The 17223-nt window shown below is 72.0% G+C and carries 16 protein-coding genes; 10 read left to right on the top strand and 6 right to left on the bottom strand.

What is annotated here, in order from left to right:
- Nucleotides 1–114: 114 nt before the first annotated feature.
- Together ACTVAJ_RS05205 and ACTVAJ_RS05210 are read right to left on the bottom strand one after the other, a co-directional pair.
- Complete coding sequence (locus tag ACTVAJ_RS05205) at nt 115–1437, bottom strand: helix-turn-helix domain-containing protein (protein ID WP_470386895.1); 1323 nt, start codon at nt 1435–1437, stop codon at nt 115–117.
- Nucleotides 1438–1642: 205 nt separating this feature from the next.
- Entirely contained in the window at nt 1643–3160 is a 1518-nt protein-coding gene (locus ACTVAJ_RS05210) for a PucR family transcriptional regulator (protein WP_470386896.1), read from the bottom strand.
- Between the two features lie 146 nt (nt 3161–3306).
- Here ACTVAJ_RS05210 and speB point away from each other — a divergent pair, with 146 nt between their 5' ends.
- The 3 genes from speB to ACTVAJ_RS05225 all read left to right on the top strand — a co-directional run bounded on the left by speB (nt 3307) and on the right by ACTVAJ_RS05225 (nt 7506).
- Nucleotides 3307–4254 (top strand): agmatinase, encoded by a 948-nt coding sequence (gene speB, locus ACTVAJ_RS05215; protein WP_470386897.1) that lies wholly within the window; start codon nt 3307–3309, stop codon nt 4252–4254.
- An 11-nt stretch (nt 4255–4265) separates the two neighbouring features.
- Nucleotides 4266–5888, top strand: a complete 1623-nt coding sequence (locus ACTVAJ_RS05220; protein WP_470386898.1) for a thiamine pyrophosphate-binding protein — start codon at nt 4266–4268, stop codon at nt 5886–5888.
- 175 nt (nt 5889–6063) lie between these two features.
- Nucleotides 6064–7506: an aminobutyraldehyde dehydrogenase gene (locus ACTVAJ_RS05225; RefSeq protein WP_470386899.1), complete on the top strand. Its 1443-nt coding sequence runs from the start codon at nt 6064–6066 to the stop codon at nt 7504–7506.
- Between the two features lie 12 nt (nt 7507–7518).
- Here ACTVAJ_RS05225 and ACTVAJ_RS05230 read toward each other — a convergent pair whose 3' ends face one another.
- Both ACTVAJ_RS05230 and ddaH read right to left on the bottom strand, forming a co-directional pair.
- A complete protein-coding gene (locus ACTVAJ_RS05230; RefSeq protein WP_470386900.1) occupies nt 7519–8163 on the bottom strand; it encodes a TetR/AcrR family transcriptional regulator in 645 nt (214 codons plus the stop codon).
- A 216-nt stretch (nt 8164–8379) separates the two neighbouring features.
- Nucleotides 8380–9207 carry a dimethylargininase gene (gene ddaH, locus ACTVAJ_RS05235; RefSeq protein ID WP_470386901.1) on the bottom strand — a complete coding sequence of 276 codons (828 nt, stop codon included), beginning with the start codon at nt 9205–9207 and terminating at the stop codon, nt 8380–8382.
- Nucleotides 9208–9455: 248 nt separating this feature from the next.
- On the opposite strand from ddaH, the gene ACTVAJ_RS05240 reads away from it, so the two are divergent.
- Nucleotides 9456–10550 carry an alcohol dehydrogenase catalytic domain-containing protein gene (locus tag ACTVAJ_RS05240; RefSeq protein WP_470386902.1) on the top strand — a complete coding sequence of 365 codons (1095 nt, stop codon included), beginning with the start codon at nt 9456–9458 and terminating at the stop codon, nt 10548–10550.
- A gap of 4 nt (nt 10551–10554) precedes the next feature.
- Here the strand turns inward: ACTVAJ_RS05240 and ACTVAJ_RS05245 are convergent, their stop codons facing one another.
- Nucleotides 10555–11412 carry a hypothetical protein gene (locus tag ACTVAJ_RS05245; RefSeq protein WP_470386903.1) on the bottom strand — a complete coding sequence of 286 codons (858 nt, stop codon included), beginning with the start codon at nt 11410–11412 and terminating at the stop codon, nt 10555–10557.
- A 207-nt stretch (nt 11413–11619) separates the two neighbouring features.
- Between ACTVAJ_RS05245 and ACTVAJ_RS05250 the strand changes: the two genes are divergently transcribed.
- The 6 genes from ACTVAJ_RS05250 to ACTVAJ_RS05275 all read left to right on the top strand — a co-directional run bounded on the left by ACTVAJ_RS05250 (nt 11620) and on the right by ACTVAJ_RS05275 (nt 16486).
- Nucleotides 11620–13284, top strand: a complete 1665-nt coding sequence (locus ACTVAJ_RS05250; RefSeq protein ID WP_470386904.1) for an FAD-binding dehydrogenase — start codon at nt 11620–11622, stop codon at nt 13282–13284.
- Between the two features lie 295 nt (nt 13285–13579).
- On the top strand, nt 13580–13873 hold the full coding sequence (locus ACTVAJ_RS05255) for a hypothetical protein (RefSeq protein WP_470386905.1): 294 nt from the start codon (nt 13580–13582) through the stop codon (nt 13871–13873).
- A 655-nt stretch (nt 13874–14528) separates the two neighbouring features.
- Entirely contained in the window at nt 14529–14834 is a 306-nt protein-coding gene (locus ACTVAJ_RS05260; RefSeq protein WP_470386906.1) for a hypothetical protein, read from the top strand.
- 11 nt (nt 14835–14845) lie between these two features.
- The gene (locus ACTVAJ_RS05265) at nt 14846–15196 is read left to right on the top strand and encodes a hypothetical protein (RefSeq protein ID WP_470386907.1); all 351 of its coding nucleotides are present in this window, start codon (nt 14846–14848) and stop codon (nt 15194–15196) included.
- Nucleotides 15171–15770, top strand: coding sequence for an alpha/beta hydrolase (locus tag ACTVAJ_RS05270; RefSeq protein ID WP_470386908.1), 600 nt, complete (start codon nt 15171–15173; stop codon nt 15768–15770). Before ACTVAJ_RS05265 ends, ACTVAJ_RS05270 begins: the two co-directional genes overlap by 26 nt.
- On the top strand, nt 15767–16486 hold the full coding sequence (locus ACTVAJ_RS05275) for a DUF6518 family protein (RefSeq protein ID WP_470386909.1): 720 nt from the start codon (nt 15767–15769) through the stop codon (nt 16484–16486). Before ACTVAJ_RS05270 ends, ACTVAJ_RS05275 begins: the two co-directional genes overlap by 4 nt.
- Before the next feature lie 255 nt (nt 16487–16741).
- Here ACTVAJ_RS05275 and ACTVAJ_RS05280 read toward each other — a convergent pair whose 3' ends face one another.
- Entirely contained in the window at nt 16742–17116 is a 375-nt protein-coding gene (locus tag ACTVAJ_RS05280; RefSeq protein ID WP_470386910.1) for a cupin domain-containing protein, read from the bottom strand.
- Nucleotides 17117–17223 lie beyond the last annotated feature (107 nt).

The raw sequence follows: 17223 nt of genomic DNA on the forward strand, positions 1-17223 counted from the left end.
GACGCGGCGCACGCCGTGGTATCCGTGCCGCGCCCTCTCACGCCCGGCACGACCGGCTGTGCGGACCGTGCGAGAACAGTCCACACCATCCCCGCCGACCAGGCAACGGTTGCACTAGGTTGCGACACCCCCACCCGTCGCGACGAATCCTGGCAGCGTCGGATCCGCCGTCCGCAGAGCGCGCACCCCGGGGGCGAGCGACCCGGGCAGCAGGTCCGCGCGCTCGCGCGGCCACCCGACCCTGACCTGCACCTCCTCGCTGAAGCGGTAGGGACGGCTGTCCAGGATGCCGCCCAGGTGGCGCCTGAGCCGGGACAGCTCGGCGCGCACGGTCACCACGTTGCCCGCGGCCCCGAACACGTCCTCGGACAGCTGGGCCGCCGTGCACCCCTCCCGGCGCACGGCCAGGATGAGGAGGAGTTCGGCGTGGCGCGGGGTGAGCCGGTGCGTCCACTCACCGCTGGGCCCGGCGACGGTGATCACCGGGGAGGCCGCCCGGGTCAGCTCCAGCGTGACCGTCGTGGGCGCGGCCGTCTCCTTCGTACGGGGTCGGACCAGCCAGCCGCCGGGCAGCGGTTCGAGCGTGCACTCGCCCAGCGCGGGCAGCCAGGCGGTGCCGTTCTCGCGCTGGGTGGGCAGCAGCACCCGGCGGACCGGGTCCATGTGCACGGCGGCCGCGGTCCATCCGGCCTCGTCCACGACCAGCGCGGGCCCGGACATCCGGGCGAGCAGCGGCGCGGCCACCGACCGCAGGCGTTCCAGGTGCCCGTGGTGGATGCTCTGCAGGTGCGCCTCGGCCAGCTGGGCGACCGCGGTCACCAGGGCCAGGGTGGAGGGATGGACGGTCGAGACCGGCCCGGTGACGTCGATGGCGCCGAGCAGCCGCCCGTCGCGCGGGTCGTGGATCGGTGCGCAGGCGCAGGTGAGGGCGTGCAGGTTGCGGACGAAGTGCTCGGCCGAGTACACCTGCACGGGCCTGCCCACGACCAGCGCGGTTCCGATGGCGTTGGTCCCGGTGTTGCCCTCGTTCCAGTAGGCCCCCTCGACGAGGCCCACCCGGTCGCCGACCGCGCGCACGCGGTGGGATCCGTCGCGCCACAGGATCTGGCCGGAGGCGTCGGTGACGATCATGATGTGCTCGGCCTCGTCGGCGACCGAGACCAGGGACCGCCGGATGAGGGGCAGCACCTCGGCGATCGGCGAGGCCGTCCGCGTCCGGTGGAGTTCGTCGGGGAGGGCCACACGCGGCGGAGGGGCGCTGTCGGGGTCGATCCCGAAGCGCCGCATGCGCGTCCAGGAGTCCTCGATCACCGGCCGGAGGGGAGCCGGAACGGGATGGCCGTTGAGGGCCGCCTCGTGCGTCTGGCGTAGGAGGTTGGCGTGTTCACGGGCGTCGGCCCCGGCGGGAAGGGCCGTGTCCAGAGGGGGAAACGACATTGGAGCCCCAGTCCTCACGTTCTCTGCGGAATTCACCAGTGTCCAGCCTCGGCCGTGAGGGAAGTGGCCCGACCGGGAACGAGCACGCGGTTCGGAACCTGGAACCGGCCTCGACCTCCGATTCCCTCATTCCGCGATCGAGGATCCGCCGGTGGCGGACGACGGTCGGCCCAACCTGGCCACCCGGTCCACCACCGGCACCCGCTCAGTCCCCCGGTCGCCACCGCGTCAGCGCGAACCACAGGCGCATGCGCTGCTCGGCGTCGGCCAGGTCCACGTTCAGGTCGCGCTCGACGCGACCGATCCGGTACCGGACGCTGTTGCGGTGGGCGCCCAGGTCGGCGGCGGCCCGGTCCCAGTTGCCGTGGCGGACGAGCCAGGCCCGCAGCGTGCGGCGCAGGGTCCGCGCCGCGTCGGTCTCCTCCGCCAGGGGGCCCAGGATCCGGCGGGCGAGGTCGTCGGTTCCCGAGGGGGTGAGCAGCCCGGCGAAGGGATCCGCGTCCTCCTCCCACACCAGGGGGCCGCCCACGACCCGGGCCCGTTCCAGGAGGGCGGCGGCGCCGCGGTCCGCCGCGGGCAGGTCCTCCGGGGCGACGGGGCCGCTCAGGGCCGCGATCCAGCCGCGGGTGAACAGGTCGTCCAGATGCTCGTGGTGCGCCTTCCCGCCCTGGTCGGCCAGGACGGCGCGCAGCTGCGGTTCCGCCCCGGACCCGGTGTCCAGGACCTGGGTGGGCAGCGGCGGTACCGCGGGGGGCGCCTGCCGCCCGGGGTCGGCCGGGAGTGCGCGCAGCACCCGGTAGAGGGGCGCCGCCGCCCCGGCCCCGGTGAGTTCAGCGAGCAGGGGCGCGGCGGGGCCGGTGAACCCTCCGTCGACCAGCAGGGTGGTCAGGAGGCGGCCCGGGACGGGCGGAGCGCCGTCGGGGCCGCGCGAGAGCAGGTCCAGCAGGGCGGTGGCGGTGCGCAGGACCGCGCGGTCGGTGATGCCGAGCGGACGGGGACGGCCCACCAGGACGACGCCGTGGTCCTCCGGGGGTGTGCCCACGGTGTGCAGGAAGACCTCGTCGGGGCCGGAGACGGCCTTGGCGCTGCGGGGGCCGCCGACCCCGGTGAGCTTGGCGACCAGACCGCTCAGCTCCTGGCCCAGGGCGCCCGGAGCCCCCGGGCTGGTGCGCAGGCCCTCGGGGGCGGCCAGGGCCGACCACCCGCCCAGGGAGTCGGCCAGGACACCCAGGACCCGGTCGACGGGCCCCTGGTCGGTCACGGCGCGGGTGAGCCGCTGGTGGGCCTCCCCCAGGCGGCGCAGGTCGCGCATGCGCCGTTCCTCCAACTCCTCTCCCACCGCCTGGCTGACGGCGGCGAAGGGGGTGGGTCGGGGCACCTCGACCAGGGGCAGCCCCTGGTTCCGGCACTCCTCGACGAGCGCGGCGGGAATGGTGTCGTGCACGGGTGTGACGCCGAAACCGACGGCGCTGACGCGCGCCTCGGCGAGGGAGCGCACGTAGTCGCCGACCCCCTCCGCGCTCCGGGGCAGGTTGAGGCCCGCGGTCAGCACGAGCTCACCGCCGCGCAGGTAGAGGGCCGGTTCGGCCAGTTCACTGACCACCGCCCAGACGATGCCGGGGTCCCCCGCGCCGACGACGGCGGTCAGAGCCAGGTCCCGGCGCGCGAGGACGGCACTCAACGGGACGGCGTGGGTGTCGGGGCCGGCGGCGGAGACGACCACGCGTTCCCCCCTCCCCGTTTTGTTCGTTTCATCCAGTTTTTTGGACGTTGTGGTGCCTTTGAACCACTGGTAGGAAGCCTACCCGCTCCCTAGTCTGAGCGCAGCGCTGTGACCTGCGTCAACGTTGCCGCGAGACAAGGACGGACATGAACACTCCGATCGGACCCACCGACTCCAGCCGGGTGCCCCGCTTCGCCGGACCCGCGACCTTCGCCCGACTACCCCGTATCGACGAGGTCGAACGGGCGGACATCGCGGTGGTGGGCGTGCCGTTCGACACCGGTGTCTCCTACCGGCCCGGGGCGCGTTTCGGCCCCTCCGCCATCCGTGAGGCCAGCCGCCTGCTGCGCCCCTACAACCCGGGACTGGACGTGGCCCCGTTCGAGCGCCTGCAGGTGGCCGACGGCGGCGACATCCCGGTCAACCCGTTCTCGGTCGGCGACGCGGTGGAGACCCTCGACGCGGGCGCCTCGACGTTCGTCGAGGCCGGGACGCGCCTGGTCACCCTGGGCGGCGACCACACCATCGCCCTGCCCCTGCTGCGTTCGCTGTACCGCAAGCACGGCCCCATCGCCCTGCTGCACTTCGACGCCCACCTGGACACCTGGGACACCTACTTCGGCGAGCCCTACACGCACGGCACCCCGTTCCGCCGCGCCGTGGAGGAGGGCATCCTCGACACCGAGGCGATCGCGCACGTGGGCACCCGCGGCCCGCTCTACGGCAAGAAGGACCTGGAGGACGACCGCCGCTTCGGGTTCGGCATCGTCACCGCCGCCGACGTGATGCGCCGCGGCGTCGACGAGATCTCCGACATGCTGCGCCAGCGCGTGGGGAACCGCCCGCTGTACGTGTCCGTGGACATCGACGTCCTGGACCCGGCGCACGCCCCGGGCACCGGCACCCCCGAGGCGGGCGGCATCACCAGCCGCGAACTGCTGGAGATCCTGCGCGGCCTGTCCACCTGCAACCTGGTGGGCGGTGACGTCGTGGAGGTCGCCCCGGCCTACGACCACGCGCAGATCACCGCCACCGCGGCCTCGCACGTGGCCTACGACCTGGTCAGTGTGCTGGCCCTGAACCAGACGAGGTAGGACGGACGGACATGGGTGGGAGCGCGCCGCGACACGGCGGCGACCTGGTGGCCGAGACCCTGGCGGCCCTGGGCGCCACGGTGGCCTTCGGCATCCCCGGCCAGCACGCGCTGGGGCTGTTCGACGCGCTGCGCCGGGCGCCGCTGCGGTTCGTCTCCAGCCGGGTGGAGAACAACGCGGCCTTCGCCGCCGACGGGCACGCCCGGGTGACGGGCGAGGTCACGCCCCTGTTCGTGTCCACCGGGCCCGGCGCGCTGCTCACCCTGTCCTCCCTCCAGGAGTCGCGGGCCTCCAGCGCCCCGGTGCTGGTGGTCGGCTCCCAGGTACCGCGCGCGGGTCTGGGCGGCGGACGCCGCGGCTACCTGCACGAGCTGCCCGAGCAGTCCGCGAGCTTCGCCGGGGTCGTGAAGTCGGTGCACAGCGTCCGGCACACCTCGCAGATCCCCTCGGCGCTGGCCGAGGCCTGGCGCACGGCCGCGTCCGCGCCCGCGGGCCCGGTCCTGGTGGAGATCCCGCAGGACGTGCTCACCGAACCGGCCCAGGTGCCGCCGGTCACGGACGTGGACCCGGTTCCGGAGCCGCTGCGACCGCGCGCGGAGCTGGTGGCCGAGGCCGCGCGGCTGCTGGACGCGGCGGAGCGGCCCGTGATCCTGGCGGGCGGGGGCGTGAGCCGCTCCGGCGGGCGGGCGGCGCTGCTCGAGCTGGCCGAGGCGCTGCGGGCGCCGGTGGCCACCACCTTCGGCGGCAAGGACGCCTTCCCCTGGGAGCACCCGCTCTCGCTCCGGTCCTGGATCGAGGACCGGCACACGACGGAGTTCCTGGAGGGCGCGGACGTCCTCCTGGTCGTGGGCTCGGGGCTGGGCGAGCTGTCGAGCAACTACCACACCCTGGCCCCGCGCGGCCGGGTGGTCCAGATCGAGGCCGACCCGGGCAAGCTGGAGGCCAACCTGCCCGCCCTGGGCGTGCACGGCGACGCGGCGCTGACCCTGGCCGCGCTGGCCCGACGCGTCCGGCACCGCCCCGAGGCCCCTGGGACGGTCGCGGAGGTGGCCGGGGTTCTGCGGGCCGTGGCCGAGCGGCTGGACGGGCAGGGCCTGACCACCGAGCGGGCGGTGCTGGCGGCGGTGCGCGAGGCGGTGCCCGACACCGCGCCGAGCTTCTGGGACATGACCATCCTGGCGTACTGGGCCTGGTCGGGATGGGATCCCAGGAGCGCGGGGATGTACTCGGCCCAGGGGGCCGGCGGGCTGGGCTACGCGCTGCCCGCCGCCCTGGGGGCGGCGGTGGCCGCCGACGGCCCGGTGCTGGCGGTCTCCGGCGACGGCGGCGCGATGTACTCGGTCGCGGAGCTGGCCGCGGCGCGCCAGCACGACCTGGACGTGACGTGGCTGATCGTCGACGACGGCGGCTACGGCGTGCTGCGCGCGTACATGGAGGACGCGTTCGGCGAGGCGACCCACACCGAGCTGGCCCGCCCGGACTTCGCGGCCCTGGCCGCGGCCTTCGGCGTCCCGGCCACGGTCACCGCCCCGGAGCGGCTGAGCGCGGACCTGGCCGACGCCCTGGCGCGCCCCGGTCCGTCCGTGGTCGTGCTGCCCCTGGCACTGGAGCTGTTCGCGCCCACCCACCGGTGACCGCGCAACCGAACCCCGTCGCCGTCACGTTGCCACCCGGACCGCGGTGGTCGGCTCGAAGGGTCCGCGAGGGTCCCCCCGGCCGGAGGCGACGACGCGGCGGGCGCGCCCCGAGGGCGCGCCGACCCCCGCACCCATCCGCACACCACCCGACCAAGGAAAGACGAAGGACGCCATGCGCATCCACGAGTTCGACACGCTGCCCAGCCTCATCGACGGCGAGCCCGTCCTGCCCGCCGGGGGCCGTGCGCTGGACCTGGTCGACCCGGTGACCGGGCGGGTCAGCGGCCGGGCCGGGGTCTGCGGGACCGCCGAGGTGGAGTCCGCCATGGCCTCCTCGCTCAGGGCGTTCCGCTCCTGGCGCAAGGAGGCCACCCCGGCCCGCCGCCAGGACGCCCTGCTGGCCGTCGCCGACGCCCTGGCCGCCCGCGCCGAGGAGTTCGCCGACGCCGAGTGCCGCGAGACCGGCAAGCCCCGCTCCTCCGTGCTGGAGGAGGAGATCCCGTTCTGCGTGGACACGCTCCGCTTCTTCGCCGGGTCCGCCCGGCACCTGGAGGGCCGGGCCGCGGCCGAGTACGTCGACGGACGCACCTCGTGGATCCGCCGTGAGCCGGTGGGCGTGTGCGTGGGGATCACCCCGTGGAACTACCCGCTGATGATGGCGGTCTGGAAGATCGGTCCGGCCCTGGCCGCCGGGAACACGGTGGTGCTCAAGCCCGCCGAGACCACCCCGACCACCACGGTCATGCTCGCCGAGATCGCCGCCGGGGTCCTGCCCGCGGGTGTGGTGAACACGGTCGTGGGCGACCGCGACACGGGTCGGGCGCTGGTCGAGCACCCGGCCGCGCGCCTGGTGTCGGTCACCGGCTCCACCCGCGCCGGAACGCAGGTGGCGCGCTCGGCCTCCGACGACCTCAAGCTGCTGCACCTGGAACTGGGCGGCAACGCGCCGGTGCTGGTCTTCGACGACGTCGACCTGGCCGAGACCGCCTCCGGCGTGGTCGCGGGCGCCTACCTCAACGCGGGCCAGGACTGCACCGCCGCGACCCGCGTGATCGTGCACGAGCGCGTCCACGACGCGTTCGTGGCCGAGCTGTCGGCCCAGGCCGCCAAGCTGGTCACCGGCAGGCCCTCGACCGAGGCCGGCGACTTCGGTCCGCTCAACAACGCCGACCAGTTCGCCCGGGTGACGGGGCTGCTGGAGCGCCTGCCCGGGCACGCGGTCGTGGAGACCGGCGGCCACCGCGTGGGCGGAGCCGGGTTCTTCCTGGCCCCCACGGTCGTGTCGGGCCTGCGCGCCGAGGACGAGATCGTGCGCGAGGAGATCTTCGGCCCCGTGGTCACCGTGCAGAGGTTCGCCGACGAGGAGGAGGCCGTGGCGCTGGCCAACGGTGTCGACCAGGGCCTGGCGTCCTCGGTGTGGACCGCGGACCACGCCCGCGCCCTGCGGGTCAGCGCGGACCTGGACTTCGGCGCCGTGTGGATCAACGGGCACGGCGAGCTCACCTCGGAGATGCCGCACGGCGGGTTCAAGCACTCGGGCTACGGCAAGGACCTGTCCGCCTACAGCCTGGAGGACTACACCCGGGTCAAGCACGTGATGAGTTCGCTGGGCTGACGGCGGTCGGCGTCAGCGGGCGGTCACCGGATGCCGGGGCCGCAGGTGTGACCGGGTGAGCTCGCTGACGTGCCCGGCCAGGGCGTCGGGGGTCTCCTCCGGGTTCTCCAGGAGCCAGTCGGCGCAGGCGTCGGCGGTGCTGACCGCCACGCGCGCCAGGAGTCGGGCGTCCTTGGGGTCGAGGAGGCACCCGGCGCCGTCGCGTACGTCGGCGGCGCCGGTGCAGGCCGTGACGAGGGCGACGACCTCGGCCAGGACGCGGTCCCGGGCTCGGGCGACCTCGCCCGCGAAGGGTCCGGCCTGGGAGGACGTGCGCCGGTACAGGACGGTCCAGCTGTCGCGGTTGTCGGTGACGAAGGTGAAGAAGGCGTGGAGTCCCCGTTGCAGGGGGTCGGCTCCGACGGGGGATTCGGGGTCGCGGACGGCGGCGCGGATGGCCGCGACGAGGCGGTCGGCCTCGCGGCGGACGCAGGCGGTGAAGATCCCTTCCTTGGACCCCAGGTAGTGGTACACGGTGGGTTTGGAGGTACCGGCGGCCTCCGCGATCTCCTCGACGCGTACCGTGTGGTAGTCGCCTCTGGAGAACGCGGTGACGGCGGCGTCGATCATCTGCTGTTCCCGGACACGACGCGGAAGTCGGCGCTGTTTGGTCTTCACGTTTTCGACCCTATTGCTCCGGACCTCCTGGGTCAGGGGCCCTTCGGAAGGCGGCGCGCGGCGCCCGTGACCCCGCGGTCTCGGACACGGACGCTGACCTGTGACTACCGGTAAGTCCACTCTGACACAGAGTGGCATTTCCCACATCGGCGCAGGTTTGAACGGCCGGAATACGCACGTGTGTGCGCCGACACGGCCGTCTGCCCGCCCCCGCGGTCACGCACGCGCGTCGCGCAGCTCCAGGGTGCAGCACTTGGCGCCGCCTCCGGCCTTGCGCAGCTCGTCGAGCTCGACGGGGTGGACGGTGTAGCCCAGCCCGCGGAGCCGCCGGGCGAGCGCGGTCGCCTCGGCCGCGATGACCACGTCGCCGCCGGAGCACACGGCGTTGAGTCCGAGCACGGCGGCGTCCTCCTCGGTCGCGATGAGCGCGTCGGGGTGGAGCGAGCGCAGAACCCGCTGGCTCCCCGCGGAGAAGGCGCCGGGGTAGTAGGCGACGCGGTCGCCGGAGAGCGCGAACAGCGCGGTGTCCAGGTGGTAGAAGCGGGGGTCGACCAGTTGCAGTGTGACGACCGGGCGGCCCAGGAAGCGCTCGGCCTCCAGGTGTGCGGCGGCCTCGGTGCGAAAGCCCGTGGCGGCCAGGACCACGTCGTCCAGGGTGATGAAGTCGCCCTCGCCCTCGTTGACGTGCTTGGGCTCGCGGGTGTCGGTGTAGCCCGCGGCACGGAACCAGTCGAGGTAGGCCGGGCCCTCCGGGGTGCGTTCGGCGCTGGCGAACCGCGCCCCGTACACCCGGCCGTCCACCACCAGGGCGCCGTTGGCCGCGAAGACCATGTCGGGCAGCCCCTCGATGGGCGCGATCTCGCTGACCCGGTGCCCCAGGTCCCGGTAGAGGTCGCGCAGCGCCTCCCACTGGCGGACCGCCCGCTCGCGGTCGACCCCGGCGGCCGGGTCCATCCAGGGGTTGATCGCGTACTCGACGGCGAAGTACGTGGGACGGCACATCAGATAGTGCCGCCGAATCGGCGATCCGACCGGTCGCGCCATGGAACCTCCCCGCGTCGCGCACCGGCGGCCGCGCAGCCCCGGTGCTGCCTGTCCCGACCGTGGCCGGGTGGACGAAGGGGAGATACCCGGCAGCGGGGAAGCCCAATATAGGTACTTCCACAAACTCCCGCCCGGAAGGAGACGCGGACCGCGGCGCGCCGCCGGGGCGGCGCGCCCGCCCGACCCCCTCCACCGACCGACCAGACGGTATTGCTACTGTCGCGGCAGTCCGTGATTGGAGCCCTCCCATGAGTACGACCGTCAAGGCAGCCGTCTTCACCGAGACCGGAGCCCCGCCGAGCATCCGCGACCTGGTCCTGCCCGACCCCGGGCCGGGGGAGGTCCGGGTGCGCGTCGCCGCGGCCGGGGTGTGCCACTCCGACCTGTCCCTGTCCAACGGCACCCTGCCCCAGCCCTGGCCCGCCGTGCTCGGCCACGAGGGCGCGGGCACCGTCGAGGCGCTCGGCGAGGGGGTGACCGGGGTGGCGCCGGGGCAGAAGGTGATCCTCAACTGGGCCCCGCCGTGCCGGGCGTGCTGGTTCTGCGGGCAGGGCGAGCCCCACCTGTGCGAGCACGCCCTGGACCGGGCGGGGCGGCCCTACGCCGAGCTCACCGACGGCACACCGGTCTACCCCGGGCTGGGTACGGGGGCCTTCGCTGAGGCCACCGTCGTGCCCGCGGACGCCGTGGTCGCGCTGCCCGACGGGATCGACCCGGCCGTCGCCGCCGTCCTCGGCTGCGCGGTACTCACCGGGTGGGGTGCGGTGGCCAACTCGGCGCGGGTGCGCGAGGGGCAGTCGGCGGTGGTCCTGGGACTGGGCGGCGTGGGGCTGTCCGTCCTGCAGGCGGCGCGCCTGGCGGGAGCCGACCCGCTGATCGCGGTGGACGCCTCCCCCGCCAAGGAGGAGCTGGCCCGGAGGCTGGGCGCGACCGACTTCCTGGTGGCCGACGACTCCCTGACCAAGGCCGTGCGCGGCCTGACCGGGGGCCGGGGCGCGGACCACGCCTTCGAGGTGGTCGGTTCGGCGAAGGTGGTGCGCTCGGCGTGGAACGCGACGCGACGCGGCGGAACCGTCACCGTCGTGGGGGTCGGGGCGCTGGACGACGAGGTGTCGTTCAACGCACTGGAGCTGTTCCACCAGGCCAGGACCCTGCGCGGATGTGTGTACGGGTCCAGCGACCCGGCCCGTGACATCCCGGTCCTGGCCGGTCTGGTGCGCTCGGGCGAGCTGGACCTGGCCTCGATGGTCACCGACGAGATCCCGCTGTCCGGGGTGCCCGAGGCCTTCGAGCGGATGCGTCAGGGCAGGGGCGGCAGGTCGCTGGTGCGGTTCGGCGCGTAGATCCTCAGGCGCGTGCCCGCGGGGTTCCGTCGCCGTCGTCGAGCCGCCACGTCATGACCGGTTCGGCGGCGGCCGGTTCGGCGGCGTCGGATCTGCGGTAGGGAGTGGCCGCGAGCGACGCGGCCATGACCAGCCCCCACACCAGGAGTGGGGTGACCAGGGATCCCACGAAGACGAACAGGTACCACCCCGTGGCGATCGAGCCCACGAGGGCCGTGGTCGCGGCACCGCGCCAGCCCGCGCCGAGCCCGCGCCACAGGGTCAGCAGGAAGACGGACACGAGCGCGTCCCAGGCCCAGAAGCCGAACCCGTTCATGAGGAGGGGGACGACGACCCAGTGGACACTGACCGACCAGGCCAGGGTCCATGACACGGTGGACAGCACCATGACCCTGCGCTCCTGGGCGTTGCGCGGCAGCAGGGCGATGCTCCGACGCGGCATCCCCTCCTGGTCCCGCGGGGGAAGGGTCCCGCCCGGGCGCCGCCACAACGCCCAGGACCGCAGGGCCGCCGGGACGATGATCAGGGCCAGGAACGCCGCCGTGCACAGGACCAGGCTCAGCAGGCCCGGACGGTCGGCGAACCCGTGGAAGGCGGGCAGGGACAGTCCGATGTCGGCCGGGGTCACCGCCGAGGCGGTTCCGACGAACGCCATGCACACGAACACCTCGCCCAGGGACCACCACGCGATGGCACGGTGCAGGCGGGCCAGGGGTGAGCGCCCCTCCGCGGGGGCCGGCCCCCGGACCGCCGTGTAGAGGGGGCGCAGGACGAGGGGCTCGGCGACCAGGCACACGATGAGCGCGAGGCCGATCGCCGTGGCGACCGGACCGGGCTCGAAGGCCGGGGGATGGAAGTACACGGGGATTTCCTTGCGGACGGGGGATGCGACCGGAACGACCAGGGGAAACGTTCCCGCCGGACAAACCCGAACATAGTTCCACGAAACCAACTCCTTGTCACACCCTGACAAACCCTGTGGCGCGGGACACACACCTCCCTTGCCATGGCGGGCTCCCCTGGGCACAGTCGTCGTCATCGCGCCCGACCGCCGAGGGGAAGTGTCCGGATGAGCAGTGCAGCCGAGCAGGCCGACGTGATCGTGGTGGGAGCGGGGCTGGCCGGGCTGGTCGCGACCGCCGAACTGGCCGACGCGGGCAAACGGGTGCTCCTGCTCGACCAGGAGCCCGAGGCGTCCCTGGGCGGCCAGGCGCACTGGTCGTTCGGCGGACTGTTCTTCGTCGACTCCCCCGAACAGCGCCGCATGGGGATCCGGGACTCCGGGGAGCTGGCCCTCCAGGACTGGATGGGCACGGCCGCCTTCGACCGTCCCGAGGACGCGTGGCCGCGCCGGTGGGCGGAGGCCTACGTGGACTTCGCGGCCGGTGAGAAGCGCGCGTGGCTGCACGCGCAGGGGCTGCGGATCTTCCCCCTGGTCGGGTGGGCCGAACGCGGCGGCCACCTGGCCGGGGGACACGGCAACTCGGTGCCCCGCTTCCACATCACGTGGGGCACGGGGCCGGGGGTCGTGGCGCCCTTCGAGCGCCGGGTGCGCGCGGCCGTCGAGCGCGGCCTGGTCACCCTGCGTTTCCGGCACCGGGTGGACGACCTGGTGGTCGCGGACGGGACCGTCACGGGGGTGCGCGGGTCCGTCCTGGCGCCCAGCGACGCCCCGCGCGGGACGGCCAGCGGCCGGGACGCGGTCGGCGGGTTCGAGCTGGGCGCGCAGGCGGTGATCGTCACCTCCGGCGGGATCGGCGCCAACCACGACCTGGTGCGCGAGAACTGGCCCGAGCGGCTGGGCACCCCGCCCGAGCACATGCTCTCCGGGGTTCCCGAACACGTGGACGGGCGCATGCTCGCCATCACCGCGAAGGCCGGCGGACGCATCATCAACCCCGACCGGATGTGGCACTACACCGAGGGCATCCAGAACTGGGACCCGATCTGGGCGCGGCACGGGATCCGGATCCTGCCGGGACCGTCGTCGCTGTGGCTGGACGCGACCGGTCGGCGCATGCCCGCGCCGTGCTTCCCCGGGTTCGACACCCTGGGCACCCTGGACCACATCATGCGCACCGGCCACGAGTACACGTGGTTCGTGCTGTCGCAGAAGATCATCGAGAAGGAGTTCGGGCTGTCCGGGTCGGAGCAGAACCCGGACCTGACCGGTAAGAGCCTCAAGCTGGTGCTCCAGCGGGTGCTGCCCGGGGCGCCGGGGCCGGTGGAGGCGTTCAAGCGGCACGGCGCGGACTTCGTGGTGGCCGACCGGCTCCCGGAGCTCATCGGGAAGATGCGCGACCTGGCGGGAGACGGGGTCCTCGACGCCGACACCGTCACCCGCGAGGTGGTCGCCCGCGACCGGGAGATGGTCAACCCCTTCACCAAGGACCTGCAGGTGATGACCATCCACGGCGCCCGCCGGTACAAGGGCGACAAGGTGGCCCGGGTGGCCGCGCCGCACCAGATCCTGGACCCCAAGGCGGGCCCGCTGATCGCGGTGCGGCTGCACGTCCTCACCCGTAAGACGCTGGGCGGGCTGCACACGGACCTGGACGCCCGCGTGCTGGGTGCCGACGGCGCCCCGCTCCCGGGGCTGTACGCGGCGGGCGAGGTCGCCGGGTTCGGCGGGGGCGGCGTGCACGGCTACCGGGCGCTGGAGGGCACCTTCCTGGGCGGGTGCATCTTCTCCGGCCGCACGGCGGGACGGGCGGCGGCCGCCGCGCTGGGGTAGCGGACGGGCGGACCGGTCTGCGTCCTCTGTGTCACCTCATCGCCGTTCAAGGACTCCGCCGAGATGAGGCGGTCGGGCTGCCGCGGGCGAATACCCGGCTGGTGGGCGACCGGATCGACATCCGTGTCCAGGTCGTCCAGCTCGCGTGGGAAACGATCACCTCCACACCCAGGAGCGCGGCGGTCCGGCGCACGGTCACGCCGGACGCCGACACGATCAGGATCCTGCGGGGGTGGAAGGGGTTCCAGGGCGAGCAGCACCTCGCCGCAGGCGCCGCGTGGGCGGGTACGGGTGGGTGTTCACCCGCCAGGACGGGGCGGGGTGGCATCCGGGGCAGGTCAGTGACCGGTTCTGCCGCATCGTCAAAGCCGCCGGGCTCTCGCCCGTCATCTTGCACGGGCTCCGCCACGGAGCGACCTGGCTCGCCTTGGCGACGGGGACGGACGTGAAGGTGGTCCCGGCCGAACTCGGCCACGCGACCGCGCATTTCACCCGGAACACGCACCAGTCAGCGTACCCCGATGTGGCCCAGGTCGCCGCGGAGGCGACCCCCGCGCTGCTGCGCGGCGCCCCGGTGGCGGCCGGGTAGCGGGACGGGGGAGCGCACCAGGAGCGATTCAACACCCCGAGCTCCTGGCCGTGCGGCGGTTGCACCCGCCCGGCCTGGGGTTTCCTCATGGCCGGGGCCGGTCGGCCATCGGATGAGAAGTCCGGTGCTTTTGTTTCTCTGGGTGTTATTTCGTACCGTTTCATGCCACCCCATCCGATCCGCCGTGCCGTCTGGGGCCGTGTGATGCCGGATGGTGTCGTACCAGTACGGAACTGCGGAGCATAAACGGAGCACGAACGACCGCACGATGGCGTCCGACAGCACCTCGCGAGGTGGCGAATTTTCCACCTCCGAGACGCTCCCCTCCTGTCATTGGCCTTGTTCCGGGTATCCGCTGCTGTCCAGAACTGGCCAACCGGGGGCAGCGACAGGGAATCACCATCTGCTATAGATCGTGCCTGGTTGCAGTGCCCACGAATGGAAAACGAGAATTCTCACCCTTGTTGTTCGCGTTGTCCGATGTCCCGTGTGTCTCGTCTGACTTGGGAAAACGCGAGCTATCAGAAGGATTTTGCTCTGGATTCAGCAGCCGACTGAAGAGGGAAGGCACGAGCAACCGAACCGTCACGGCGCTGCTACTGTGCGGCGCGAACCAATCTCCTCACCCCCGGGAGGACACGTGACGCAAGCTGGCGTGAATGACGACGCGGCGCACCACGCCGGTGACACCGCCGACATGGCCGACACCATGGCCACAATGGTCGTGGAGTTCGAGAACGACGTCTCATCCCTGTACGCGGCCGCTCCGGAGATTACGGGGGCCGTGGTCGACTACGACATCGAGGGCAACCAACGCATCCACTCTGCGGCGGCGAGCAGCCGCTCCCTGGCCAGCCGCACCTCCCATGCCGGCGAGGAGATCTCCAACACCGACCAGGAGTCCGGTGCCGACTTCAGTGACCTCCCTGTGGTTTCCCTGCCGCGCGAACTCAACTTCTAGCGGAGGCTGTGATGTCAGTAGAGGGCATGGGGCTCGGACTCCCCGAGGACATCGAAGCCGACGAGGCCGCCATCCGTGACAGCGCTACCGACCTGCTGTCCACCAGGGGGACGATGCTCGGATACACGACCGGCCTGGAGGCCGGTTTCCGGAACACAGCCAACGAGTTCACCGAGCAGCGGATTGAGGATGCGGGCTTGATGACCGGCAGGGAGATCTTCCTGTTCGGAGGTCAAACCAGCGCAGAGGTCGAGTTCGGGACCCCAGGACGACTGGTCGGCCGAGGAGGTCGCGGACTGGTGGTGGACGCTCGCCCCCAACCAGCAGGACCACCTGATGGAGGAGCCGCTCGAGCGGGCTGAGGCCATCCACGAGCGTATGGCGGCACAGGATCCTGAGTCGGATCACGCCTCGATCGTCTGGATGGGGTATGACGCCCCACCTTTCGGGGAGTGGGACTCGGTGAACAGCGCTACCGCTCTGGCCTCGTTCCAGGAAGGACTGCGTGCCACACATCAAGGCGATCAGCCTTCGCACAACTCGGTGCTTGGGCACAGCTTCGGTGCCTTCATCGCTGGCGCTGCGGCCAACTCTGACATCGTCGGCGGTCTGGAGGCCGACTCGCTCATCTTCGTAGGCGGGGCGGGCGCGAGTGTCGACCGCATCAGCGACCTCACAGTCGATGATGAGAACGTGCACGTCATCCAGGGCGACGACGATTGGATCGAGGATGCGAGGGATCGGCTGGGGATCGTCATCGAAGGCTTCGGTACTCCCTTGGACAACGATGAGTTCTTTGAGGATCCGGACAATCCTGGAGAGGAACTCGGTCACCGCCTCGACCCTGAGGAGGACACCGACCACAGCGGATACTTCGAGGATACGGAGACGCTCGATTATCTGGGTGACGTCCTGACAGGGGGCACTGATCAGTGAGCACGGAACACACCCCCTCCTCCCAGGCCAGGGGGGCGGGCTGCAACAGCACCTCTCCAGAAGGGCCGTCATCCGCCATCCGGGATTTCCTGGATCGGTATTTCGGGCTGTTCCTAGCCCTGTCACTGGGAGTGGGCTTTGGCTGCGGAGCGCTCGCCGTGTTTGTCGATGGCCTCAACTCCGAGGGACTTCCGTTCCTGGAATGGTCCGCCGGGCTCTACGTCGCACCACCGGTACTGCTGGGCTGGGTGGCCGTCCGTACCTGGCTGGCGACTGCCGCTGGTGTGACCACATACGTGAGCGCCGTCTTCGGACACCTGGTGACCACCCATCTGACGGTTGATGACTACAACGCGCAGGAGTATTGGGCCTGGCTCCTCGTGGGGCTGGTCGCGGGTGCGGTCCTGGGGTTCTTCGGAAACAGAATTCGGTCGCACAGTACGGGCGTCAGGGTGTTCGCCGCAAGTTTTCCCCTAGGCCTGATAGCGGTCTTCCTGGTGATGAGCGTCCAGGCGCAGGTGGAGACCGGGGGGAGGGCTGTCCACATGGGCGTGCTTCTCATGGAGGGGGTCTGGGCACTGCTTATCTTGGCACTGTGCCGTGGGTGGGCCGCCCGGGGTGCGGCACTGGCGTGCGCAATCGCACTTATTATTCCGTTCATTTTCGTTCTGATAGGGGTGTTCATGCTCGTATGGTTCGCGAGCGGTGATTACTAAGAGCTCATCTCCTGTGGTGAGTCTGCGGTAACAGATCCGTATGCGGGCGATACCGGCGAAGGCCAGGAAGTGGTCGACCGGTAGCGGCGGTGCAGGCGGCGGCATCCGGCCAGTTACGCCATGGTGTTCGTTGGCGCCGACGGTAAAGGAGTCCTGAAGGTGGCTTCCGGTGCGCTCAGGCGGGTGGAAAGCATGGAAATGGCAGTATCGGGGCGCTTGGTGTCTCGTCCCCTGGATGGGCCTTCAGGAGGTGGGTCAGGGCTCTGCCGTGGTCACCGCGTAGCCGGGTACGGATGGCCACCTGACCGTCAGCACCACCGACTCCTCCTCCGCGGCCCAGGAGTGGTCGGTTCCGTGTCCCCACACGATGTAGTCGCCCTGCTGCTGGAGGAGGACATCGCGGTCGGGGAGTTGGACGCGGAAGCGTCCGCTGATGAGGACCAGGAGAGCGGTGCGCCGCTCACCTGTCACCCACTGCGCTCTGGTGTCTCCGCGCGGGTGGACGCCCCACTTGATCTCCACGGCCTCGCTATAGCGGGGGTCGTTGGTGTCCTTGAAGTGTCCGAGGAGCCATCCCCGGTCCAGGGCCGCGTCCTTGCCCGCGTTGCCTGTGTACACGTCGTCGTTCACACCGCCGGACGGTAGCAGCCGTCCCAGACAGCGGGTGTCTATCGGGGTTACGGAGGACCAGGGGTGTCGACGCAGCGGCGGGGGTGTGCGGGACTGGGGAGCACACC

This window comes from Nocardiopsis sp. KDC1DS13DA1, from assembly GCF_055632325.1.

Bases quoted from the DNA above. Each gene is read 5' to 3' on its own strand.
- ACTVAJ_RS05270 (WP_470386908.1), top strand. From the start codon at position 15,171: ATGGAGGAGCCGCTCGAGCGGGCTGAGGCCATCCACGAGCGTATGGCG.
- ACTVAJ_RS05240 (WP_470386902.1), top strand. From the start codon at position 9,456: ATGAGTACGACCGTCAAGGCAGCCGTCTTCACCGAGACCGGAGCCCCG.
- ACTVAJ_RS05250 (WP_470386904.1), top strand. From the start codon at position 11,620: ATGAGCAGTGCAGCCGAGCAGGCCGACGTGATCGTGGTGGGAGCGGGG.
- ACTVAJ_RS05265 (WP_470386907.1), top strand. From the start codon at position 14,846: ATGTCAGTAGAGGGCATGGGGCTCGGACTCCCCGAGGACATCGAAGCC.
- ACTVAJ_RS05220 (WP_470386898.1), top strand. From the start codon at position 4,266: ATGGGTGGGAGCGCGCCGCGACACGGCGGCGACCTGGTGGCCGAGACC.
- ACTVAJ_RS05205 (WP_470386895.1), bottom strand. From the start codon at position 1,437: ATGTCGTTTCCCCCTCTGGACACGGCCCTTCCCGCCGGGGCCGACGCC.
- ddaH (WP_470386901.1), bottom strand. From the start codon at position 9,207: ATGGCGCGACCGGTCGGATCGCCGATTCGGCGGCACTATCTGATGTGC.
- speB (WP_470386897.1), top strand. From the start codon at position 3,307: ATGAACACTCCGATCGGACCCACCGACTCCAGCCGGGTGCCCCGCTTC.
- ACTVAJ_RS05225 (WP_470386899.1), top strand. From the start codon at position 6,064: ATGCGCATCCACGAGTTCGACACGCTGCCCAGCCTCATCGACGGCGAG.